This is a genomic window from Pseudomonas synxantha BG33R, from assembly GCF_000263715.2.
Lineage (GTDB): Bacteria > Pseudomonadota > Gammaproteobacteria > Pseudomonadales > Pseudomonadaceae > Aquipseudomonas > Aquipseudomonas synxantha_A.
This window is the reverse complement of sequence record NZ_CM001514.1, coordinates 5,994,763-6,009,538: the sequence shown is the minus strand read 5'-3', so window position 1 is coordinate 6,009,538 and position 14,776 is coordinate 5,994,763. Positions and strand designations below refer to the sequence as shown.

Below are 14,776 nucleotides of genomic sequence, written 5' to 3'. Positions count from 1 at the left end.
AAATCCTCGTTCCCAGGTGTATTGCAGGTTTTTACCGCGCGGTCGCCGCCAGTGCCTGAGGCCGCTCGGCATCAGCCGGCCACAACTCCAGGTCGCAGACACTGATCAGGTTTCGAATCTTTTCACCGATGACTTGGGCACGGTGCCAGCTAAGGCCGTCGATCACGATATCGATATTCAGCAGGTCGGCGTCCCGGCTCATATTGACGTGGGCTGGCGTCAGGAACTGCAGCGCAAAGTAGTTCAGCACCCGGCACAGCACGTCGGGCTCAGCCTCGGCGACGATCCGATAGTGCGCCTGACACTGGGCGCTGTTGACGGCCCACGCATCGACGCGGGTGACAGGGTGGGCGGTTTCGACGGCGTGCATACTGACTCTCCAAAATCGACTGGAGGAATTTTCACATTCGCCTACGGAGATTTCTTATCTAAGATGAGCCTTATTGGCGCATTATCGAATCAATCAATTCAAAAAATACACACCCACAGGTATTTCTATGCACAGCGAGTTGGACGTCTACGATCGCCGCATTCTGGCCCTGCTGCAAGAGGACGCCTCGCTCTCCAGCGCACAGATCGCCGAGCAGGTCGGCCTGTCGCAGTCTCCGTGCTGGCGACGCATTCAGCGGCTCAAGGAAGAGGGCGTGATCCGGGGCCAGGTCACCCTCTTGGACCGCAAGAAAATCGGGCTCAACACGCAGATTTTCGCCGAGATCAAACTCAACGCTCACGGCCGCTCCAACTTCACTGAGTTCACCGAAGCGATTCGCGGATTTGCGGAGGTGTTGGAGTGTTATGTGCTGATGGGGTCGGTGGATTTTCTGCTGCGCATCGTCACTTCGGACATCGAGGCGTATGAGCGGTTTTTCTTCGAGAAGTTATCGATGGTGCCGGGGATCCAGGAGGTCAACTCCATCGTGGCGTTGTCGGAGATCAAGTCCACCACTAGCTTGCCAGTATTGCGCTGACAGGGCGGGCCTCATCGGGAGCAAGCCCCCTCCCACACAATGTGGGAGGGGGCTTGCTCCCGATGGCGTTTTTACAGGCGCAGGAGGGTCTTCCAGGCCCGGTTCTGATACACCGCAATCGCCTGGTGCATACGCGCATCCAGCGATTCATCGGTGATCGGCTGGTTAGCCAACTGCGCCAGCTTGTTCAGCTCGCCGTACAAACGGTCCAGTTCCGCAATGTCTACCACATGGCGCGCATGGTGCAGCCAGGCCTGGATGCGTTCGATGCGCGGCAGTTGCTCGGCCAGGTCTTCGGGCTGTTGCTGGTAGCGCGGCAGTTGCAGGGCGACGGCGTCGTCGGCCAGCAGGCGTGGCAGCCAGTTGGTGATTTGCGCAGCGCCCTGGCGGTTGCCGCGCACGTTACGCTCGGCGGTCCAGGTGCGGGCCAGCAGCCAGCGCGAGGTGTTCAGTGAGAACAGGCCCCAGCGTACGTCTTGCAACTCTTCAATGAACTGCTCCGGCGCGGCTTTGCGAATGTCTTCATCGTCGTCACCGGCCTGGACCAGCGGACGCCAGTCTTCCAGCAGTGCATCCAGGGCGCTGCGCAGTTCGCTGGTGGATTGGCGCGGCGCGGCCTGGCCGAGGCTGCCGATCAGCGCGCGCAACTCACCCAGGTTCTCGACCCAGTCCTGCAGCAAGCGCCAGTGGCCGTTGAAACGGTATTGCTCGGCCAGGCGCTGGCTGCTGCCCAACAGGTGCCACATGATTGCGGCGAAAGCGTCATCCAAAGGCATTTCGGCGTGGATCTGCGGTGCCGGCAGGCTCAATGAGTAGCTGCTCGCGTCATACAGGCGGTAGCCGCGCTCGGCTTTGCTGATGTCACAGGGCATCAGCGCCAGGGTCGCAGCCAGTTCGGCGGCCAGCTCCAGCAGGGCGGCGGGTTCGCCTTCGCGCAATTCCAGTTCCAGCTCGCAGATTTCTTCCTTCTGCTTGCCGACCACCACATGGCCCAGGTCCAGGGCGGCTTCGATCACCACCTTGGCCTTGCCACGGCCCCAGGCGATTTCGGCGCGTTCACGCACGAAGTCGGTGGTGAAGATCGGCTTGAGGGTCTTTTTGTCCAACTCGGCCAGTTGCTCGGGCCAGCACTCGCCGTCGAGTTTCTTCACATCGAGCTTGGCTTTGGGCAGGTCCCAGTTGTACTCGTTGCGTTCCGACAAGCCGGCGACGCTTTGGCCGCGGGTCTTGAGGGTCTGAATGATGTCGTCACCGTCCTTGCGCAGGCGCAGGGCGACCTTGGCCTGCGCCAGGTCGCGCTCGGGGGTGTCGAAGTACTGATTCATCAACTCACGGCGTTCCCAGCCACTTTTGTTGCGTTTTTTCAGTAGCGGGTGCTCACGTAGCGCGGCGAGTGTTTCGCGGCTGACGCGGAGCTTGATTTCGGTTTCTTTCTGCATGGCCGGAAAATCCAGGATCGGGAGCGCAGCCGGGGAAAAGTGTGGCTGCCAAGGTCGTGCAGTGTACAGGACTGAGCCCGGCAACGTGCCGCAACGGTTTATTGTATTGGGCAGATGCCTCTATAGTGAGATTCATCCGGGAAGTTGGGAGACCGCGCATGCCGTTACCGTCCATGAAAGAGCAGTTCGCCGCCTTGATCGCCGCGCCGTCGGTGAGTTGCACCCAAGCGTCTCTCGACCAGACCAACCGCCCGGTGATCGATCTGCTCGCCGCGTGGCTGGGCGACCTGGGTTTCGCTATCGACATCCAGCAAGTCAGCCCTGGCAAGTTCAACCTGCTCGCCAGTTTCGGCAGCGGTCCCGGTGGCTTGGTGTTGGCGGGCCATAGCGATACGGTTCCTTATGATGCGGCACTGTGGAAGACCGATCCGCTCAAGCTGACGGAAGTCGATGGTCGTTGGGTGGGGCTGGGCAGTTGCGACATGAAAGGATTTTTTGCCCTGGCCATTGAAGCGGTGTTGCCGTTGCTCGACCAGCCGTTCAAGCAGCCGCTGCTGATCCTCGCCACCTGTGACGAGGAAAGCTCCATGTCCGGCGCGCGTGCCCTGGCCGAGGCGGGGAGGCCGTTGGGACGGGCGGCGGTGATTGGCGAGCCAACTGGGCTCAAGCCGATCCGCCTGCACAAAGGCGTGATGATGGAGCGCATCGACATCCTCGGCCGCAGCGGCCACTCGTCGGACCCAAGCCTGGGCCACAGCGCCCTCGAAGCCATGCACGATGCCATCGGCGAACTGCGCGGCCTGCGCCTGGCCTGGCAGCGCGAATACCGCAACGCGCAATTCAGCGTGCCGCAGCCGACCATGAACTTCGGCTGTATCCACGGCGGCGACAACCCTAATCGCATCTGCGGCCAGTGCTCCCTGGAGTTCGACCTGCGACCTTTGCCGGGCATGGACCCCGAGGTGCTGCGTGCGGCGATCCGGCAGAAGCTCGAACCCTTGGCCGAGCGTCATAAGGTCAAGATCGACTACGCGCCGCTATTCCCCGAAGTGCCGCCTTTCGAGCAGCCCGAAGACACCGAGTTGGTGCGGGTGGCGGAACGGTTGACCGGTCATCGTGCCGAAGCAGTAGCGTTCGGCACCGAAGCGCCTTATCTTCAGCGCCTTGGTTGTGAAACCCTGGTGCTTGGCCCCGGCGACATCGCCTGCGCCCACCAGCCGGGCGAGTACCTCGAAATGTCACGCTTGACGCCTACAGTGCGTCTATTGCGGGAACTGATCGAACATTACTGCCTGAAACCTGCATAAATTAACTTTTGCCCATTCGTACATAAGGAGAGCGAGCGTGTCGCCAAGCCTGTTCCGACGATAACCATCAGCCCGCTGTGCGTTTTTGCGACTCATCCTTTTTCGGCTGCTTTTTATTACAGGCCCAGGTGTTATGCCCGAATACGTTAATTGGCTTCGTCACGCTTCGCCCTATATCAACGCCCACCGCGACTGCACCTTTGTGGTCATGCTGCCTGGCGACGGTGTGGAACATCCCAACTTCGGCAATATCGTCCACGACCTGGTGCTGCTCCACAGCCTGGGTGTGCGGCTGGTGCTGGTGCACGGTTCGCGTCCGCAGATTGAAACCCGCCTTGAAGCACGCGGCCTGACCCCGGCTTACCACGAAGGCTTGCGGATCACCGATGCGGCGACGCTGGAGTGCGTGATCGACGCGGTCGGCCATCTGCGTATCGCCATCGAAGCGCGCCTGTCCATGGACATGGCCTCGTCGCCCATGCAGGGCTCGCGCCTGCGCGTGGCCAGCGGCAACCTGGTGACGGCGCGGCCGATTGGCGTGCTTGAGGGCGTTGACTATCACCACACCGGCGAAGTACGCCGGGTCGACCGCAAGGGCATCAACCGCCTGCTGGACGAGCGCTCTATCGTGTTGTTGTCGCCGTTGGGTTACTCGCCTACCGGTGAAATCTTCAACCTGGCCTGCGAAGACGTCGCCACCCGCGCCGCCATCGACCTGGGTGCCGACAAATTGCTGCTGTTCGGCGCCGATCCCGGCTTGATCGATGAGAACGGCCGTCTGGTACGTGAATTGCGCCCACAGCAAGTGCCTGCGCACCTGCAACGCCTGGGCAGCAACTATCAAGCCGAGCTGCTCGATGCCGCTGCCGAAGCCTGTCGGGGTGGAGTAGGGCGCAGCCATATCGTCAGCTACGCCGAAGATGGCGCCTTGCTCACCGAGCTGTTTACCCGTGACGGCGGCGGTACGCTGGTGGCCCAGGAGCAATTCGAACTGGTGCGTGAAGCGGCGATTGAAGACGTCGGCGGTTTGCTGGACCTGATCAGTCCGCTGGAAGAGCAGGGCATTCTGGTGCGTCGTTCGCGGGAAGTGCTGGAGCGGGAGATCGAACAGTTCAGCGTGGTCGAGCGCGAAGGCATGATCATCGCGTGCGCAGCGCTGTATCAGATTGCGGATTCGGATGCGGGCGAGCTGGCGTGCCTGGCGGTTAACCCGGAGTACCGCCACGGCGCGCGCGGCGATGTGTTGCTCGAACGCATCCAGACCCGTGCACGTGCGCAGGGGTTGAAGACCTTGTTCGTGCTCACCACGCGCACGGCCCACTGGTTCCGTGAGCGCGGTTTTGTGCCGAGCAGCGTGGACCGCCTGCCGTCGGCGCGTGCGTCGCTGTACAACTATCAGCGCAACTCCAAGATCTTTGAAAAGGCCCTGTAAAAGAGTACGGCTCTGTGTGGGAGCTGGCTTGCCTGCGATAGCAGCGCCTCGGTTTATCTGAACGACCGAGATGCTGGCATCGCAGGCAAGCCAGCTCCCACCGAAGACTGTATTTATTGTGTGATGAATTTGTCGGTCACATAGGCCGAATAATCCGGCAACACCGTCTCCACCTTGCCTTGCTCCTTCAAGAACTTCGCCGTCTCCCCAATCGCCTTCGCCGTGCCGCCCTTGAGCAGTGCTTCGGTCTGCTGCGCCTGTGCATCGGGGAACGTCGTGCCGGCCAGCAGCTCTGGAATGTCGACGGCGTTGGAGCCCGTCAATTTGGCGATCTTCTGCACCGGTTCCGAATCCACCGTCCAACTGTCTTTATGCGCGGCATAGTCGGCGAATGAATCGAGGGTGACCTTGGCGAACCTGGCCACTACCTCAGGATGTTTTTCCGCGAAATCCTTGCGCGCGACCCACACTTCAAACGTCGGTGCGCCCCACTGGCCCACCTGCGCCGCATCGGTCAGGGTCTTGCCGGTCTTGCGGATTTCGCCCAGGGCCGGTGACCACACGAATGCGCCGTCGATATCGCCGCGCTTCCAGGCGGCGGCGATTTCGGCCGGTTGCAGGTTCACCACTTTGACTTGCTTAGTGTCCAGCCCCCAATGCTTCAGGGCGCCGAGCAGGCTGTAGTGGGAGGTTGAGACGAAGGGTGTGGCGATGGTTTTGCCGATCAGGTCTTCGGGTTTGTCGATGCCACTGCCATTACGCACTACCAGGGCTTCAGAAGCGTTGATCTGTGCCGATACGATAAACGCGACGATGGGTAGATTGCGCGAAGCGGCTGCGGCGAGGGGGCTGGAACCGAGGTTGCCGATTTGTACATCACCCGATGCAATGGCCGTGACCACCTCCGGCCCACTGTTGAACCGGCGCCAGGCGATTTTCTCACCAATGGTTTTTTCGTAGAGGCCGTCGGCCTGGGGGACTTTGCTGGGATCGATGCCGGTCTGGTAGCCGACCGTCAAATCGGCTGCGCTGACACCAAAAGAAAGTAATACCGATACAAAAACTGTAACAAATTGACGGGAGGATGTGCGTTTGGCCATGATGGCGTCGCCTTTTTGATCGTGAGTGACGTATGCAACCGTACCGTCACACTAATCGATCTAAAAAAGCACTGGTAAATACCCTTTAGGAATTAGCTTATGGAGCGGTTCGTGTCACTCGACCCACCCGCTTCACGCATCCGCTTATTCCCGAATCGTATGAAAAAGAATGAAACAATTCTTTTTGGGTGTATGAAAAACTCATTACCCTGCAGGGACCAAATCAACTGCGATTAGACGAAGGTAGTAGACACACAAGGTTACGATTGACTTGCTAGTCACTATCTGGCGCTAATCGCGCATCTGTGGATCCAGGGCGTCAGACCCGGGGCCAAAGAAATACAAAAATTAGAAACGAGAGGAGCGGTACATGAAGAAGTCCACCTTGGCTGTGGCTGTAGCTTTGGGCGCAATCGCCCAGCAAGCAGGCGCCGCCGGTTTCATCGAAGACAGCAAGGCCACACTGGGCCTGCGTAACTTCTACATCAACACTGACAACCGCGAAGGCACGGCTAACCCGAGCAAGAACGAAGAGTGGGGCCAAGGCTTCGATCTGCGTTTCATCTCCGGTTACACCCAAGGCACCGTCGGCTTCGGTCTTGACGCTATCGGCCTGCTGGGTGTTCGCCTGGATTCCGGCGGCGGCACCAACGGCGCGACCGCCAGCTCGTATGGCGGCACCATCTTCCCGAGCAAGTCCAATGGCGAAGCCGTTGATAACTACTCCAGCCTGGGCCTGACCGCCAAAGCGAAGATCTCCCAGACCGAACTGAAGCTGGGTACCTTGCAGCCCAAGCTGCCGGTCATCGTGACCAACGATGGTCGTATGCTGCCGCAGACCTTCCAGGGTGGCCAGATCACCTCCAGCGACATCAAGGACCTGACCCTGGTTGCCGGCCAGATCGAAAAAGCCAAAGGCCGTAACTCCAGCAACAACGAAAGCCTGTCCATCTCCGGCGCCAACAGCCGCGGTGCGAACTGGCGTTCGAGCAACAAGTTCTACTACGCCGGTGGTGACTACAAGATCACCAAGGACCTGACCGCCCAGTACTACTACGGCAACCTGGAAGATTTCTACAAGCAACACTTCCTGGGCCTGACCCACAACTGGGCTATCGGCCCTGGCGTGCTGAAGTCTGATCTGCGTTACTTCAACAGCTCCGACGATGGTAACAACGGCAACCAGTCCGCCTACTTCTCCACAGGCAACTACGGTGGCGTCAACTCCGGTCGTGGCAAAGTCGACAACAACCTGTACAGCGGCCTGTTCCTGTACTCGGTTGCCGGTCACACCTTCGGTGGCGGTTACCAGGTCAGCAACGGCAGCAGCGACTTCCCTTGGCTGAACCAGGGTGACGGCTCGTCGGCCTACATCACTACCGACATGCAGATCCAGAAGTTCGCCCGTGCCGGCGAGCGTACCTGGCAAGCTCGCTACTCCTACGACTTCGCCAAGGTGGGCGTACCTGGCCTGACCGCTGGTGTGGTTTACCTGAAGGGTGATCATATCGACACCGTTGCCAGCAACCGTGCCGAGTTCACCGGCCAGTCCGAGTGGGAACGTGACATCACTGTTGCCTACGTCGTACCGGAAGGTCCGCTGAAAAACGTCGGCGTGGCGTGGAAAAACGCTATGTGGCGCAGCGACATCGCCAACGCACGTAACCAGGACGAAAACCGCCTGATCGTCAGCTACTCGATCCCGCTGTTGTAAGCCTGTAAAGCCTTGCCCGGCGCAATGCCGGGCAAGGTGTACTGCTTTCAAGTCGGGCTCAACCCCCGCAAGCCCTTCCTGAAACCCTCTTTACTACAGCGACTCAAGGCCTTCTCGAACCTTGAAAACCATGTTGATCTTCGCTTGTGCCCAAGTCCAATGAACACATTTTTAATATTCCTTTATCGTCTAGATAAATCGATATTTATTCTTTTTAAATAATTTCAAATCCATGCACAGTGGGCTCCATAAGCACTCATCAGGAGCCACACCATGAGCCTAAGACTGGGCGACATCGCCCCCGACTTCGAACAGGATTCCAGCGCCGGCAAGATTCGCTTCCACGAATGGCTGGGCGACAGCTGGGGTGTGTTGTTTTCCCACCCGGCAGACTTCACCCCGGTGTGCACCACCGAGCTGGGCTTCACCGCCAAGCTCAAGGACGAATTCGCAAAACGTGGCGTCAAGGCCATCGCCCTGTCGGTAGACCCGGTAGACTCGCATCACAAGTGGATCGAAGACATCAATGAGACCCAGAATACCGTGGTCAACTTCCCGATCCTGGCCGACGCCGACCGCAAGGTCTCGGACCTCTACGACCTGATCCATCCCAACGCCAGTGACACCCTCACCGTGCGTTCTTTGTTCGTGATCGATCCGAACAAGAAGATCCGCCTGACTATCACCTACCCGGCCAGTACCGGGCGCAACTTCCATGAAATCCTGCGGGTGATCGACTCGCTGCAACTGACCGACAACCACAAGGTCGCCACGCCGGCCAACTGGCAGGATGGGGATGAGGTGGTGATCGTGCCGTCGCTCAAGGACGAAGAAGAGATCAAGAAGCGCTTTCCAAAGGGCTACCGCGCCGTGAAGCCGTACCTGCGCCTTACCCCACAACCCAATCGTTAAGGCGGATATCGCCATCGCGGGCCCGGCTCCCACAGTTGACCGCATTCCCCTGTGGGAGCCGGGCTTGCCCGCGATGGCGGCCTCATGAACAGCAAAGGCATCAAGTTGCAAACCGTCTCACACAGCAGGGGTTTTCAGGCCGTTTTGACGGCCTTTTTTTTCGCCTGGCGATTGGTTGAACGCTTATGTATTTATGGAATAAACAAATGAATAAATAAGATTTATAGATATATAAATCTACTGATATGGTCTGTTCCATCTTGGCGCCATCGCCGTACAGCGAACCGCCGACACTTGCTCAAGGAATCTCCTGCATGCTGGTCGTAACACTTGGAGGCAGTCCCAGCCAGCGTTCGCGCTCCGGGGTGTTGCTGGATAAAACCCGTCAGTGGCTGCAACAGCAGGGCGTAGAGGTGGTGAGTTACCAGATACGCGACTTCCCGGCTGAAGACTTGCTGCACGCACGGTTCGACAGCCCCAAGGTCATCGACCTGCTGCAACAGGTAGCCAATGCCGACGGCCTGGTGATCGCCACACCGGTGTACAAGGCGTCGTTTTCCGGCGCGCTGAAAACCGTGTTGGACCTGCTGCCCGAACGCGCCCTGGCCCATAAGGTGGTATTACCGATGGCTACCGGCGGCAGCATCGCCCACATGCTGGCGGTGGACTACGCCCTGAAGCCGGTGCTGTCGGCCCTCAAAGCCCAGGAATTGCTCCACGGCATTTTCGCCGAAGACAGTCAGATCGCTTACGGCGAAGGCAGTGTTCAGGCGCAGTTGGTGCCGGTGCTTGAGAAACGTTTGCACGAAGCCCTGGAGCAGCTCTACAGCGCCATGGCGCGGCGCCCGAAGCCGCTGGATCCGGACGTGTTGAATGAACGTTTGTTGAGTGCTCGCTGGAGCATCTGAGCCTTACCCCCGAATCGAGAAACACTCACCTTACTCAGCCGCCAACGGCCAAGCAGGTGCAGCCAAAACCCTAATCGCAACTGTGGAGAGAGCGCCATGCGCACTGTCATCTTGCGTCGTGGTCTGGTCGCACTGTTTGCTGCGGCTGTGTCCTTCGGCGCCATCGTTCAAGCCCAAGCCGCCGAGACCCTGCGGATCGGTTATCAGAAGTACGGCACCCTGGTGCTGCTCAAGGCCAAGGGCACCCTGGAAAAACGCCTGGCCGCCCAAGGTGTGCAGGTGCAGTGGACCGAGTTCCCCGGTGGCCCGCAATTGCTTGAGGGCCTGAATGTCGGCTCCATCGACTTCGGCGTCACCGGTGAAACCCCGCCGGTGTTTGCCCAGGCAGCCGGCGCCGACTTGGTTTACGTCGCCTACGAACCGCCAGCGCCCACCAGTGAAGCGATCCTGGTGCCCAAAGACTCACCGATCAAATCGGTCGCCGAGCTCAAAGGCAAAAAGGTGGTGCTCAACAAAGGCTCCAACGTGCATTACCTGCTGGTGCGAGCCCTGGAAGATGCCGGCCTCAACTACACCGACGTGAAAACCGTATTCCTGCCACCTGCCGATGCCCGTGCCGCCTTCGAGCGCGGCAGTGTGGATGCCTGGGTGATCTGGGACCCGTACCAGGCCGCCGCCGAGAAACAACTGCAAGCCCGTACCCTGCGTGACGGCACCGGCATTGCCGACAACCATCAGTTCTACCTGGCCACCAAACCCTACGCCGAGCAACACCCGGAAGTGATCAGGGCGTTGGTGGAAGAAGTGCGCGCGGTGGGCGAGTGGTCCAAGGCCAACCCGCAGGAAGTCACGGAACAAGTCGCACCGCTGCTGGGCCTGCCCGCCGACATTACCCTGACCTCGGTGAAACGCCAGGGCTACGGTGCGTTGTTCCTGACCCCGGAAGTGGTCGCGGCCCAGCAGAAAATCGCCGACAGCTTCTACCAGCTCAAATTGATCCCCAAGCCCTTGAGCATCAAGGACGTGATCTGGACGCCACCCGCCGCGGTTGCCAAAGCGCCGTAATCCGATTCCTTCAGGAGACAACTCCATGAGCCTCAATATTTTCTGGTTCCTGCCTACCCACGGCGACGGCCATTACCTTGGCACTGCCGAAGGCGCTCGCGCCGTCGATCACGGTTATTTGCAACAAGTGGCCCAGGCCGCTGACCGCCTGGGTTTCGGCGGGGTGTTGATCCCTACCGGTCGCTCCTGCGAAGACTCTTGGCTGGTGGCTGCCTCGCTGATTCCAGTGACCCAGCGTTTGAAATTCCTGGTTGCTCTGCGCCCCGGGATCATTTCCCCGACGGTGGCCGCACGCCAGGCCGCCACCCTGGACCGGTTGTCCGGTGGTCGTGCGTTATTCAACCTGGTGACTGGCGGTGACCCGGAAGAGTTGGCTGGCGATGGCTTGTTCCTCAGCCACGAAGAACGCTATCAGGCATCGGTGGAGTTCACGCGCATCTGGCGCCGCGTGCTGGAAGGCGAAACCGTGGACTACGACGGCGAGCACATCAGCGTCAAAGGCGCCAAGCTGCTCTACCCACCGGTCCAGCAACCGCGCCCGCCGCTGTACTTCGGCGGTTCCTCCGAAGCGGCCCAGGACCTGGCAGCCGAGCAGGTGGAAATGGTCCTGACCTGGGGTGAGCCACCGGCTGCTGTCGCGGAAAAAATCGCCCAGGTTCGCGCCAAGGCCGAGAAACTCGGGCGTACCCTGCGCTTCGGCATTCGCCTGCATGTGATTGTGCGCGAGACCAACGAAGAGGCCTGGAAAGCCGCCGACAAACTCATCTCCCATCTGGACGACGACACCATTGCCCGCGCCCAGGCGTCCCTGGCGCGTTTCGATTCGGTCGGTCAGCAACGCATGGCCGCTTTGCATGGCGGCAGCCGTGACAACCTGGAGGTCAGCCCCAACCTGTGGGCCGGCGTTGGCCTGGTGCGTGGCGGAGCAGGCACGGCGCTGGTCGGCGATGGCCCGACGGTTGCAGCGCGGGTCAAGGAATACGCGGACCTGGGTATCGACACCTTTATCTTCTCCGGTTATCCACACCTGGAAGAGTCGTATCGGGTCGCCGAACTGTTGTTTCCGCATCTGGATATCGAACGTCCCGAGTTGCCCAAAAGCGCCGGTTACGTCAGCCCGTTTGGCGAGATGGTCGCCAACGACATCCTTCCCAAAGCTGCGTCACAGAGTTGAGGCGCCGTTATGGACTTTGAAAAAATCAGCCATCGCGTGGCGCCCTGGGTGCTGCCGATCTTGTTGCTGGCGGTGTGGCAGTTGTCGGTGTCGGCGGGGTGGTTGTCGACGCGCATTTTGCCGGCGCCAAGTGCTGTGATCGAAGCCGGGGTCAACCTGGTGGTCAGTGGCGAAATCTGGACGCACCTGGCCATCAGCGGCTGGCGTGCCGGCCTGGGCTTTGTGATTGGTGGCAGCATCGGCCTGGCCCTGGGCTTTATCACCGGGTTGTCGAAGTGGGGCGAGCGCCTGCTGGACAGCTCGGTGCAGATGATCCGCAACGTGCCGCACCTGGCGCTGATTCCGCTGGTGATCCTGTGGTTCGGCATTGACGAGACCGCGAAGATTTTCCTGGTGGCCCTGGGCACGTTGTTCCCGATCTACCTGAACACCTATCACGGTATCCGCAACGTCGACCCGGCGCTGGTGGAAATGTCGCGCAGCTATGGCCTGTCGGGGTTTAGCCTGTTCTGGCAAGTCATCCTGCCTGGCGCGCTGCCGTCGATCCTGGTGGGCGTGCGCTTTGCCCTGGGCTTTATGTGGCTGACGCTGATCGTGGCGGAAACCATCTCGGCCAGTTCCGGCATCGGTTACCTGGCGATGAATGCCCGTGAGTTCCTGCAAACCGATGTGGTGGTGCTGGCCATCGTGATGTACGCGATCCTCGGCAAACTTGCCGACCTGGCGGCGCGTGGCCTGGAACGGGTATGGCTGCGTTGGCACCCGGCGTATCAAGTCAAAGGAGGTGCGGCATGACAGCTCAACAACCCCCGCGCCTGCTCAAGGGCATTCCCCTGGCGGTGCGCAAGTTGCGCAAATCCTTCGGCACTCGCGAAGTGCTCAAGGACATCGACCTGCATATTCCGGCCGGTCAATTCGTGGCCGTGGTCGGTCGCAGCGGCTGCGGCAAGAGTACCTTGTTGCGCCTGCTGGCGGGGCTGGACAAGGCCAGTGGCGGCGAGCTGCTGGCCGGCTCCGCGCCGCTGCACGAGGCGATTGAAGACACACGATTGATGTTCCAGGAAGCGCGTTTGCTGCCGTGGAAAAAGATCATCGACAACGTCGGCCTTGGCCTTACGGGCAACTGGCGCCCCAGGGCGCTGGAGGCCCTCGAAGCGGTGGGCCTGGCCGAGCGCGCCAATGAATGGCCGGCGGCCTTGTCCGGTGGCCAGAAGCAGCGCGTGGCCCTGGCGCGCGCGTTGATTCACCAACCGCGCCTGTTGCTGCTCGATGAGCCGCTGGGCGCACTGGACGCCCTGACCCGCATCGAGATGCAGCAACTGATCGAGAACCTCTGGCGCAAGCACGGTTTCACTGTGTTGCTGGTGACCCACGATGTCAGCGAAGCCGTGGCGATTGCCGACCGTGTGATTCTGATCGAAGACGGCGAAATCGGCCTCGACCTCGCCGTCGACCTGCCGCGCCCACGGGCCCGTGGTTCACACCGCCTGGCCGCGTTGGAGGCCGAGGTGCTCAACCGCGTGCTGTCGCTGCCCGGCTCACCGCCGGAACCCGAACCTGTTTCACCGCTGCCGACGCAATTGCGTTGGGCTCAATAACCCACACAGGAAAAACATCATGACTATTAAAGCCATCAACGTGCGTAACCAGTTCAAAGGCACCATCAAGGAAATCGTGGTTGGCGACGTGCTGTCGGAGATCGATGTGCAGACGGCGTCGGGCATCGTTACTTCGGTGATTACCACTCGCTCGGTGAAAGAGCTGGAGCTGGTGATTGGCAGTGAAGTGATTGCCTTTGTGAAATCGACTGAGGTGTCGATTGCAAAATTGTGATTCGCGTCGCTCTTGAGCTCGCTATCGCAGGCAAGCCAGCTCCCACATTTGAATGTATTCACAGATCAAAAATGTGGGAGCTGGCTTGCCTGCGATGAGGCCCGTTTGGACAAATATGCGGGTAAGTAGAGCCCCACATAGGCATCAAACACCCGCATTCCTTCCTCAGCCATACGCGGCGTAATCAGCCCATGCTGATGCACCGAGCGCGCATACACGCGGTCGCTCAACTCCAGCGCCAGGGCAAATACATCTACGTCCTTGGGCAAGCTCGGCACTTCGAAATGGCGGTTGAAGACCTCCAGCATCAAGTCGCCCAATTCCAGATCATGCTGACGATCGGCCTGGGTCACCTCAGTCAACCCGTGCTGTGCCAGGATCAACTGACGTGCAGCCGCGTCCTGGTCGTAAACGTTGAGCATGCGTTGTTCAACGATGCAGGACAGGTCGCGCCAATGCCTGAGTGACTCATGCTCGATAGGCGCCTGGATGGCGGCGCGGAAGGCTGCGTGAACATCCGCCGTCAATGCTTCCAGCAATGCCGGCACGCTGGCGAAGAAGTGATACACCGACGACGGCGGAATGTGCGCACGTTCGGCCACGCTGTAGATCGACAAACCGGCCACGCCTTCGGCGGCCAGCAAGGCGCGGGCGGCGTCCAGGATCGCGTCGATCCGGGGCTGGCTGCGGGCGCGGGGTTTGCGAGCAGTGGCGGGGCGGGTGGGCATGGAAGTCTCCTACAAGGCAGCAGGCATTGTATGAGCAGGGAGGTGTGTTGTCTTTCAAATCGCCATCGGGAGCAAGTCGAATCGTCGCACCGCCCCTCCCACATTTTGAATGTATTCACAGATCTAAATGTGGGAGGGGGCTTGCTCCCGATGAGGCCAATTCGGTCTCCCGGAATAAGCCCATAAAAAAGCGCCA

At 60.2% G+C, this 14,776-nt stretch carries 15 protein-coding genes; 11 read left to right on the top strand and 4 right to left on the bottom strand.

What is annotated here, in order from left to right; translation table 11 throughout:
* Positions 1 to 31: 31 nt before the first annotated feature.
* The gene (locus PSEBG33_RS01280) at positions 32 to 370 is read right to left on the bottom strand and encodes a hypothetical protein (RefSeq protein ID WP_005792374.1); all 339 of its coding nucleotides are present in this window, start codon (positions 368 to 370) and stop codon (positions 32 to 34) included.
* Positions 371 to 497: 127 nt separating this feature from the next.
* On the opposite strand from PSEBG33_RS01280, the gene PSEBG33_RS01285 reads away from it, so the two are divergent.
* The gene (locus PSEBG33_RS01285; RefSeq protein WP_005792372.1) at positions 498 to 968 is read left to right on the top strand and encodes an Lrp/AsnC family transcriptional regulator; all 471 of its coding nucleotides are present in this window, start codon (positions 498 to 500) and stop codon (positions 966 to 968) included.
* A 71-nt stretch (positions 969 to 1,039) separates the two neighbouring features.
* Here PSEBG33_RS01285 and PSEBG33_RS01290 read toward each other — a convergent pair whose 3' ends face one another.
* Entirely contained in the window at positions 1,040 to 2,407 is a 1,368-nt protein-coding gene (locus PSEBG33_RS01290; RefSeq protein ID WP_005792371.1) for an inorganic triphosphatase, read from the bottom strand.
* Between the two features lie 158 nt (positions 2,408 to 2,565).
* Between PSEBG33_RS01290 and argE the strand changes: the two genes are divergently transcribed.
* On the top strand, positions 2,566 to 3,714 hold the full coding sequence (gene argE / locus PSEBG33_RS01295; protein ID WP_005792369.1) for an acetylornithine deacetylase: 1,149 nt from the start codon (positions 2,566 to 2,568) through the stop codon (positions 3,712 to 3,714).
* A 133-nt stretch (positions 3,715 to 3,847) separates the two neighbouring features.
* Positions 3,848 to 5,146, top strand: a complete 1,299-nt coding sequence (argA, locus tag PSEBG33_RS01300) for an amino-acid N-acetyltransferase (protein WP_005792368.1) — start codon at positions 3,848 to 3,850, stop codon at positions 5,144 to 5,146.
* 113 nt (positions 5,147 to 5,259) lie between these two features.
* Here the strand turns inward: argA and tauA are convergent, their stop codons facing one another.
* Positions 5,260 to 6,246: a taurine ABC transporter substrate-binding protein gene (gene tauA / locus PSEBG33_RS01305; RefSeq protein WP_005792367.1), complete on the bottom strand. Its 987-nt coding sequence runs from the start codon at positions 6,244 to 6,246 to the stop codon at positions 5,260 to 5,262.
* Positions 6,247 to 6,616: 370 nt separating this feature from the next.
* On the opposite strand from tauA, the gene PSEBG33_RS01310 reads away from it, so the two are divergent.
* The 8 genes from PSEBG33_RS01310 to PSEBG33_RS01345 all read left to right on the top strand — a co-directional run bounded on the left by PSEBG33_RS01310 (position 6,617) and on the right by PSEBG33_RS01345 (position 13,852).
* Positions 6,617 to 7,960 carry an OprD family porin gene (locus PSEBG33_RS01310; RefSeq protein ID WP_005792366.1) on the top strand — a complete coding sequence of 448 codons (1,344 nt, stop codon included), beginning with the start codon at positions 6,617 to 6,619 and terminating at the stop codon, positions 7,958 to 7,960.
* A gap of 273 nt (positions 7,961 to 8,233) precedes the next feature.
* On the top strand, positions 8,234 to 8,872 hold the full coding sequence (locus PSEBG33_RS01315; RefSeq protein WP_003195267.1) for a peroxiredoxin: 639 nt from the start codon (positions 8,234 to 8,236) through the stop codon (positions 8,870 to 8,872).
* A gap of 314 nt (positions 8,873 to 9,186) precedes the next feature.
* Positions 9,187 to 9,780: an NADPH-dependent FMN reductase gene (gene ssuE, locus PSEBG33_RS01320; RefSeq protein ID WP_005792364.1), complete on the top strand. Its 594-nt coding sequence runs from the start codon at positions 9,187 to 9,189 to the stop codon at positions 9,778 to 9,780.
* A gap of 96 nt (positions 9,781 to 9,876) precedes the next feature.
* Complete coding sequence (locus PSEBG33_RS01325; RefSeq protein ID WP_005792363.1) at positions 9,877 to 10,845, top strand: sulfonate ABC transporter substrate-binding protein; 969 nt, start codon at positions 9,877 to 9,879, stop codon at positions 10,843 to 10,845.
* A gap of 25 nt (positions 10,846 to 10,870) precedes the next feature.
* Positions 10,871 to 12,019 carry an FMNH2-dependent alkanesulfonate monooxygenase gene (ssuD, locus tag PSEBG33_RS01330; RefSeq protein ID WP_005792361.1) on the top strand — a complete coding sequence of 383 codons (1,149 nt, stop codon included), beginning with the start codon at positions 10,871 to 10,873 and terminating at the stop codon, positions 12,017 to 12,019.
* 9 nt (positions 12,020 to 12,028) lie between these two features.
* The gene (gene ssuC, locus PSEBG33_RS01335) at positions 12,029 to 12,814 is read left to right on the top strand and encodes an aliphatic sulfonate ABC transporter permease SsuC (RefSeq protein WP_005792360.1); all 786 of its coding nucleotides are present in this window, start codon (positions 12,029 to 12,031) and stop codon (positions 12,812 to 12,814) included.
* Positions 12,811 to 13,617, top strand: a complete 807-nt coding sequence (gene ssuB / locus PSEBG33_RS01340; RefSeq protein ID WP_005792359.1) for an aliphatic sulfonates ABC transporter ATP-binding protein — start codon at positions 12,811 to 12,813, stop codon at positions 13,615 to 13,617. The genes ssuC and ssuB overlap by 4 nt, the downstream gene beginning before the upstream one ends.
* A gap of 19 nt (positions 13,618 to 13,636) precedes the next feature.
* Entirely contained in the window at positions 13,637 to 13,852 is a 216-nt protein-coding gene (locus PSEBG33_RS01345) for a TOBE domain-containing protein (protein WP_003176783.1), read from the top strand.
* A 65-nt stretch (positions 13,853 to 13,917) separates the two neighbouring features.
* On the opposite strand, the gene PSEBG33_RS01350 is transcribed toward PSEBG33_RS01345, so the two are convergent.
* Positions 13,918 to 14,580, bottom strand: coding sequence for a TetR/AcrR family transcriptional regulator (locus PSEBG33_RS01350; RefSeq protein WP_005792358.1), 663 nt, complete (start codon positions 14,578 to 14,580; stop codon positions 13,918 to 13,920).
* Positions 14,581 to 14,776: the final 196 nt, after the last annotated feature.